Consider the following 7144-nt stretch of genomic DNA (forward strand, 5'->3'; position numbering starts at 1 on the left):
GGGCGCGGCCGCGGCGGCCGCGGCGCTGGGGCGGGCGCGCACCGCCGTGTGCCCCGTCCGAGCGGCGCCGGCGGCCGGGGGTCGTGGCGGTGGCGGTCCGGCGGGGCGGGGGGTCGTTGCCGGGGCGGGGGGGCGGGGGGCGGGCGGGGCGGCCGCGCGCAGGTGGTGGGCGCCGGTCGTGGCGGTGGGGGGGGGCCGCCGTCGTGTCCGCGTCCAGATGCCGCTCATGGCACTCGTCCAGGACCACCACGTCGACGCCCACGAGCTCCTGGTCCCGCTGGAGCCGCTGGAGCAGGACACCGGTCGTCACGACCTCCACGCGCGCGCGTGGCCCGACGACCCGCTCCCCGCGCACGGTGTAGCCGACGCTCCCGCCGACCTTCTCGCCCAGCAGCCACGCCATCCGCCGGGCCGCCGCGCGGGCCGCGATCCGCCGCGGCTCGGCCACGACGACCCGCCGCGCGGGAGCGTCACCGTCCAGCAGCCCGGCCAGCGCCAGCGGTACGAGGGTGGTCTTGCCGCTGCCGGTCGGCGCGACCAGGACGGCGGTGCCGTGCGCGTCCAGGGCGTCGGCCAGGCCGGGCAGGGCACCGCGTACGGGAAGGGCGTCCAGAGCGTCGTAACGGATCACGCCCCCAGTGTCGTACGACCGCGAGAACGCCCCGCTACGCGCGCGTGCCCCTCTTTCCGGTCTTTCCGGTCTTTCCGGCCATGTACGCGTGCGTGGCCGTCAGTCCCGCTCGCACACGAAGATCGCCGATCCCGGGATCAGATTCCCGCGCAGCGGCGACCAGCCGCCCCACTCCGAGGTGTTCCAGGCCGGCCACTCCGGCTCGACCAGGTCCACCAGGCGGAAACCGGCGGCGACGATGTCCCTGACACGGTCGCCGACGGTCCTGTGGTGCTCCACGTACACCGCGCGGCCGTTGTCGTCCTGCTCGACGTACGGCGTGCGGTCGAAGTACGAGGCGGAGACGGACAGCCCCTCCGGGCCCGGCTCGTCCGGGAACGCCCAGCGGATCGGGTGGGTGACCGAGAAGACGAAACGCCCGCCCGGCCGCAGTACCCGGCGCACCTCCGACAGGACCAGCACCGGGTCCGCCACGAACGGCAGCGCCCCGTACGCCGAGCACGCCAGGTCGAAGGAGGCGTCCGCGAAGGGCAGCGCACCGGCGTCCGCGCAGATGAGGGGAAACGATCCGCCGATGCGCAGCGAGTGCTGGAGCTGACGGTGGGAGAGGTCCAGGGCGACCGGGCGGGCGCCCTGCTCGGCCAGCCAGCGCGAGCACTGGGCCGCGCCGGCGCCGATCTCCAGGACGTCCTTGCCCTTCAGCTGCTCCGCCGGGCCGAGCAGCTCGGCCTCCACCTCGTCCAGACCCTCGGGACCCCACACGAAGCGGTCGTCGCCGAGGAACGTGCCGTGCTCGACCTGGTACTCATCCGCGTTGCGGTCCCACCAGCCCCGGTTGGCCCGGGAGCTCTCCGCGACATCGGCGTCACGGCGGGTGGCCTCGGGCTCGGAGTCGGATGTCTCGAAGTCCTGTGTGACGTTCGGCTCGGACGCTACGGGCTCTTGGATGATCGGCTCCCTCGTCGTACTCTTCCCTCCAATCCGTCCCCTCAGGGGTGTCACGGAGGAGGTGTCTCGGGGCCTGGATGGCCTCCAGAGACAGTTCTTGTGCCGGGTATGCGGCGATCCGCCCCGGGTGTGCGCCTTCGCGCATTGACCCTGTCCGGCTGCCCCCGTATGCTACAAGTTGCGCTGCGGGCCTGCGCACCTCAGACGTAGCAGGCTGCGCTCGCATCTGTCGTATGTCCCCTCGGTTTTCGAGGCGTCACCGGCTTCATGCCTGGTGTGGCGCTTCCCTGGCTGTCTGGCTTCTTCAGAGCGATACGGGCTCCCGGCGTAGCAGTACCTACGACTTTCTGTCCGTAACCGGAGCCCTTTCCCACATGACGAGCAGCACCGAGACCACCGCCACCACCCCGCAGGTTGCGGTCAACGACATCGGTAACGAGGAAGCCTTCCTCGCCGCGATCGACGAGACGATCAAGTACTTCAACGACGGCGACATCGTCGACGGCGTCATCGTGAAGGTCGACCGGGACGAGGTCCTGCTCGACATCGGTTACAAGACCGAAGGCGTTATCCCGAGCCGCGAGCTCTCCATCAAGCACGACGTCGACCCCAACGAGGTCGTCGCCGTGGGCGATGAGATCGAGGCCCTTGTCCTCCAGAAGGAGGACAAGGAAGGCCGTCTCATCCTGTCCAAGAAGCGCGCTCAGTACGAGCGTGCCTGGGGCACGATCGAGAAGATCAAGGAAGAGGACGGGATCGTCACCGGTACCGTCATCGAGGTCGTCAAGGGTGGTCTCATCCTCGACATCGGCCTCCGTGGCTTCCTGCCGGCTTCTCTCGTCGAGATGCGCCGCGTCCGCGACCTCCAGCCCTACGTGGGCAAGGAGCTCGAGGCGAAGATCATCGAGCTGGACAAGAACCGCAACAACGTGGTCCTGTCCCGCCGTGCCTGGCTGGAGCAGACCCAGTCCGAGGTCCGCCAGACGTTCCTCACGACCCTCCAGAAGGGTCAGGTCCGCTCCGGTGTGGTCTCCTCGATCGTCAACTTCGGTGCCTTCGTGGACCTGGGTGGCGTCGACGGTCTGGTCCACGTCTCCGAGCTGTCCTGGAAGCACATCGACCACCCGTCCGAGGTTGTCGAGGTCGGCCAGGAAGTCACCGTCGAGGTCCTCGACGTCGACATGGACCGCGAGCGTGTCTCCCTGTCGCTGAAGGCGACCCAGGAAGACCCGTGGCAGCAGTTCGCCCGCACGCACCAGATCGGTCAGGTCGTGCCCGGCAAGGTCACGAAGCTGGTTCCGTTCGGTGCGTTCGTCCGCGTGGACGAGGGCATCGAGGGTCTGGTCCACATCTCCGAGCTGGCCGAGCGCCACGTGGAGATCCCGGAGCAGGTCGTCCAGGTCAACGACGAGATCTTCGTCAAGGTCATCGACATCGACCTCGAGCGTCGCCGGATCTCGCTGTCCCTGAAGCAGGCCAACGAGTCCTTCGGTTCCGACCCGGCCTCGGTCGAGTTCGACCCGACCCTCTACGGCATGGCCGCGTCCTACGACGACCAGGGCAACTACATCTACCCCGAGGGCTTCGACCCCGAGACCAACGACTGGCTCGAGGGCTTCGAATCCCAGCGTGAGGTGTGGGAGAACCAGTACGCCGAGGCGCAGACCCGCTTCGAGCAGCACCAGCAGCAGGTCATCAAGTCCCGCGAGGCCGACGCCGCTGCCGCGGCCGAGGGCGGCGACGCTGCGGGTGCGGCTCCGGCCGCGGGCGGTGGCGGTTCGTACTCCTCCGAGGGTGCGGACACCTCCGGTGCCCTCGCTTCGGACGAGGCGCTCGCCGCGCTCCGCGAGAAGCTCGCGGGCGGCCAGAGCTGACCGCTCACTGAGCACTAGCTCCTGACTGAGGGGCCGTACCTTTCGAGGTGCGGCCCTTCGGCGTTGCCCGGGGCTGGTCGTTTGGCTGCGGGCCGGCGGGGGTTTGTCGCGCAGTTCCCCGCGCCCCTGAAGGGCGCGTTGTCCTCACCTCTGCCATGAAAAGCCCGTAAGAGATGGCTGATCAGAGGTCCTCGTGGGAATGCCCCTGCTCCAGGGGGCGTTGAAACGTACGAACACGAGGAGGAGCGGTCACTGTGCTTGATCCGCAGGGTTTGTACGCATGGGAGCCGAAGGGCCTGGCTGTCGTCGACATGGCGCTCGCCCAGGAGTCGGCCGGTCTTGTCATGCTCTACCACTTCGACGGATACATCGACGCGGGCGAGACCGGCGACCAGATCGTCGACCGGCTGCTCGACTCGCTGCCCCACCAGATCGTCGCCCGGTTCGACCACGACCGGCTCGTGGACTACCGCGCCCGCCGCCCGCTGCTGACGTTCAAGCGCGACCGGTGGACGGAGTACGAGGAGCCCACCATCGACGTGCGGCTCGTCCAGGACGCCACCGGGGCGCCCTTCCTGCTGCTGTCCGGGCCCGAGCCGGACGTGGAGTGGGAGCGCTTCGCCGCGGCCGTCCAGCAGATCGTCGAGCGGCTCGGTGTCCGCCTCTCCGTCAACTTCCACGGCATCCCGATGGGCGTCCCGCACACCCGCCCCGTCGGCCTCACCCCGCACGGCAACCGCAACGACCTCGTACCCGGCCACCGCAGCCCCTTCGACGAGGCGCAGGTCCCCGGCAGCGCCGAGGCGCTCGTCGAGTACCGCCTCATGGAGGCCGGCCATGACGTCCTGGGCGTCGCCGCGCACGTACCGCACTACATCGCCCGCTCCCCCTACCCGGACGCGGCGCTGACCGTCCTGGAGGCCATCACCGCGGGCACCGGACTGGTCCTGCCGGGCATCGCACACGCCCTGCGCACGGACGCCCACCGCACCCAGACCGAGATCGACCGCCAGATCCAGGAGGGCGACGAGGACCTGGTCGCGCTCGTCCAGGGCCTTGAGCACCAGTACGACGCGGCGGCGGGCGCCGAGACACGGGGCAACATGCTCGCCGAGCCGATCGACATCCCGTCGGCGGACGAGATCGGGCTGGAGTTCGAGAAGTTCCTCGCGGAGCGCGAAGGCGACAACTGACCTCTGCCGGACGCGCTGTCAGTGGCAGGCCCTAAGCTTCCGGTCATGCTGAAGGTGGGCCTGACCGGCGGTATCGGCGCCGGCAAGAGCGAGGTGTCGCGGCTGCTCGTCGAGTTCGGTGCCGTGCTGATCGACGCGGACCGTATCGCGCGCGAGGTCGTCGCGCCGGGTACGCCGGGGCTGGCGGCGGTCGTCGAGGCGTTCGGCCGGGACGTGCTCGCCGCCGACGGCGCTCTGGACCGGCCGAAGCTGGGCTCGATCGTGTTCGCCGACCCCGAGAAGCTGGCCGTACTGAACTCGATCGTGCACCCGCTGGTCGGCGCCCGCTCCCGCGAGCTGGAGTCGGCCGCCGCCGCGGACGCGGTCGTGATCCACGACGTACCGCTCCTCGCCGAGAACGCCCTCGCCCCGCTGTACGACCTCGTGATCGTCGTCGACGCGAGCCCCGAGACCCAGCTCGACCGGCTGGTGCGGTTGCGCGGTATGACCGAGGAGGACGCACGCGCGCGCATGGCCGCCCAGGCGACGCGCGAGAAGCGCCTGGAGATCGCGGACCTCGTCATCGACAACGACGTACCCCTGGACGACCTGCGGCGACGCGTGACGGACGTATGGGCCGATCTCGTACGAAGAGCCCGTGCCGCGCACGACCCGTCCCAGCCGCCTCAGGAATAGCAAGCCCCTTTCCGGGCGTTGAACCCTTCCAGTGAGGGAAGGACTCTGCCGTGCCCCAGACCAGCGGTTCGACCGGACGTACTCCGGAGACGCATGTCATCGACTTCCGTGCCGCCGAGCACCTGCTCGCCGCACGGGATCCGCAGGGCGCGGTGAAGCTGCTCGACCAGGTCATCGCCGCGCACCCCGAGAACACCGCCGCCCGCCTGCTGCGCGCGCGTGCCTTCTTCGCGGCCGCGCAACTGCGTCCCGCGGAGCTGGAGTTCACCATCGTCCTGGAGCGCGAGCCGGACAACGCGTTCGCGCACTTCGCGCTCGCCCGCACCTACGAGCGGCAGGCGCGCCCCGACCAGGCCAAGCGCCACTTCCGGCTGGCCGCCGCGCTGGACCCGAACCCGCAGTACTTGAAGGCGGCCCGGTTCGAGTCGTGAGCGTCGGCTGGTGGCTGGCGGGTAATGGCTAGCGGCTAGCGGCTAGTGGTCAGTGGCTTGCGGCTGGTGGCCGCGGCTAACGGCTTTCCGGTGGCCGGTACGGCGGGATGTCCGGGCCCGGCTGGTAGTGCGGGCCCTGGCGGATGTGCCGGAGGATCAGTGTCAGGTCCACGGTGATCACCAGCCACAGCACCCCGCAGGCGATGGCCCAGCCGGGACGCCCCGCGAGGGCGAACGCCGCCGTGCCGAAGACCGCCCAGACCAGCCCCCACACGCTCAGCCAGAAGCGCGTGCGCAGCGCACTGCGCGCGGTCGTCGGCTCACTGCCCGTACGCATCGCGATCACCACTCCTTCTTGAAACGTACTCTTCGGTGCGACGTTCACCAAAGGCTCCGACCAGGGGGAGGACCACGTGCTTCCGGAGACCGACGAGCTGGCCGAGGTGCTTCTCGACCTCGCGGTACCCCACGAGGACATCGACGAACTGATCGCGCTGCGCCGGACGCTGACGGCGGACGCCGGGGCGATGCGGCTCCTGGAGGAGTGCGCCGAGGAAATGGTGCGCGACATCGGGCAGGTCATCGAGTACGGCGACGGGCTTCAGCTGGGCGAGCGGGTCGTCGAGGCGCCGTCGGCGCTGCGCCCCTTCTTCGCCGCGTACGTGTTCGTCGCGGCGCTTCCGCACACGCGCGCGTACCACCGCGCACTCGGCATCCCCGCGGACGTCTCCCGGCGTACCCTCACCGACCTCGGGCGGAACATGGTCGTCCACCGCCGACGGCACGGCAGGGGAGGAGTGCAGTCCCCGCAGTGGCTCACGCTCCATTTCCGCGGCGAGCTCTACCAGTTGGGGCGGTTGCAGTTCCAGCGGGCGAACCTCTGGACGGGCGCGGCGTCGGTGCTCGCGAAGGCCGGGTTCGACGGGGCCGCGGGCACGCCCTGTCTGGACATCCACATCCCCGAGTTCCTCGGTCCGCTGACCCCGGCGGCCTGCGACCGATCCGTGGCGCTCGCCCGGGAGTTCTTCGCCCTGCACCATCCCGAGGAGCCGTATCGGGCGGCGATGTGCCATTCCTGGCTGCTCGACCCGCAGCTGAAGCGGTACCTGAACGCCGACTCCAACATCGTCCGGTTCCAGGAACGGTTCCGGATCGCCCGCCGGGGCAGTGAACCGGCCGACACGGAACCGGTCCAGTTCGTCTTCGGGGACCCGGAGCTGGCGGTGGCGGGGCTGCCGCGGCGGACGTCGTTGGAGCGGGCCGTGGGGGACCATCTGCGGGCGGGTGGGCACTGGGACAGGGGGCACGGCTGGTTTCCGCGTTAGGTCCCTCCTGGCCTGGTGGTACGGGTGGATGGGTTCGGAGGGGGGAGGGACAGGGGGGGGGGGGCCG

At 70.2% G+C, this 7144-nt stretch carries 8 protein-coding genes; 5 read left to right on the forward strand and 3 right to left on the reverse strand.

Going from position 1 to position 7144, the window contains the following annotated elements; translation table 11 throughout:
* Together HLK59_RS46610 and HLK59_RS46615 are read right to left on the reverse strand one after the other, a co-directional pair.
* Positions 1 to 631, reverse strand: a 631-nt coding sequence (locus HLK59_RS46610; RefSeq protein ID WP_346779990.1) for a DEAD/DEAH box helicase, incomplete at its 3' end; no start/stop codon positions are given.
* A gap of 99 nt (positions 632 to 730) precedes the next feature.
* Positions 731 to 1633 carry a class I SAM-dependent methyltransferase gene (locus HLK59_RS46615; RefSeq protein WP_346779991.1) on the reverse strand — a complete coding sequence of 301 codons (903 nt, stop codon included), beginning with the start codon at positions 1631 to 1633 and terminating at the stop codon, positions 731 to 733.
* A 320-nt stretch (positions 1634 to 1953) separates the two neighbouring features.
* Between HLK59_RS46615 and rpsA the strand changes: the two genes are divergently transcribed.
* The 4 genes from rpsA (at position 1954) to HLK59_RS46635 (ending at position 5752) form a co-directional block, all read left to right on the forward strand.
* Positions 1954 to 3453 (forward strand): 30S ribosomal protein S1, encoded by a 1500-nt coding sequence (gene rpsA, locus HLK59_RS46620; protein WP_171147750.1) that lies wholly within the window; start codon positions 1954 to 1956, stop codon positions 3451 to 3453.
* 254 nt (positions 3454 to 3707) lie between these two features.
* Complete coding sequence (locus tag HLK59_RS46625; protein WP_171147751.1) at positions 3708 to 4646, forward strand: PAC2 family protein; 939 nt, start codon at positions 3708 to 3710, stop codon at positions 4644 to 4646.
* Between the two features lie 45 nt (positions 4647 to 4691).
* Entirely contained in the window at positions 4692 to 5321 is a 630-nt protein-coding gene (gene coaE, locus HLK59_RS46630) for a dephospho-CoA kinase (protein WP_171147752.1), read from the forward strand.
* Positions 5322 to 5371: 50 nt separating this feature from the next.
* Entirely contained in the window at positions 5372 to 5752 is a 381-nt protein-coding gene (locus tag HLK59_RS46635) for a tetratricopeptide repeat protein (protein ID WP_171147753.1), read from the forward strand.
* Positions 5753 to 5828: 76 nt separating this feature from the next.
* On the opposite strand, the gene HLK59_RS46640 is transcribed toward HLK59_RS46635, so the two are convergent.
* Positions 5829 to 6089, reverse strand: coding sequence for a DUF6343 family protein (locus tag HLK59_RS46640; RefSeq protein WP_171147754.1), 261 nt, complete (start codon positions 6087 to 6089; stop codon positions 5829 to 5831).
* Between the two features lie 76 nt (positions 6090 to 6165).
* On the opposite strand from HLK59_RS46640, the gene HLK59_RS46645 reads away from it, so the two are divergent.
* Positions 6166 to 7077, forward strand: a complete 912-nt coding sequence (locus tag HLK59_RS46645) for an acyltransferase domain-containing protein (protein ID WP_171147755.1) — start codon at positions 6166 to 6168, stop codon at positions 7075 to 7077.
* The last annotated feature ends 67 nt before the right edge of the window (positions 7078 to 7144 follow it).

Origin of the sequence: Streptomyces sp. S3(2020) (genome assembly GCF_013044505.1) — a bacterium.
Lineage (GTDB): Bacteria > Actinomycetota > Actinomycetes > Streptomycetales > Streptomycetaceae > Streptomyces.

Excerpts from the sequence above, each read along its gene's own strand:
- coaE (WP_171147752.1), top strand. The coding sequence starts at position 4,692 with ATGCTGAAGGTGGGCCTGACCGGCGGTATCGGCGCCGGCAAGAGCGAG.
- rpsA (WP_171147750.1), top strand. The coding sequence starts at position 1,954 with ATGACGAGCAGCACCGAGACCACCGCCACCACCCCGCAGGTTGCGGTC.
- HLK59_RS46640 (WP_171147754.1), bottom strand. The coding sequence starts at position 6,089 with ATGCGTACGGGCAGTGAGCCGACGACCGCGCGCAGTGCGCTGCGCACG.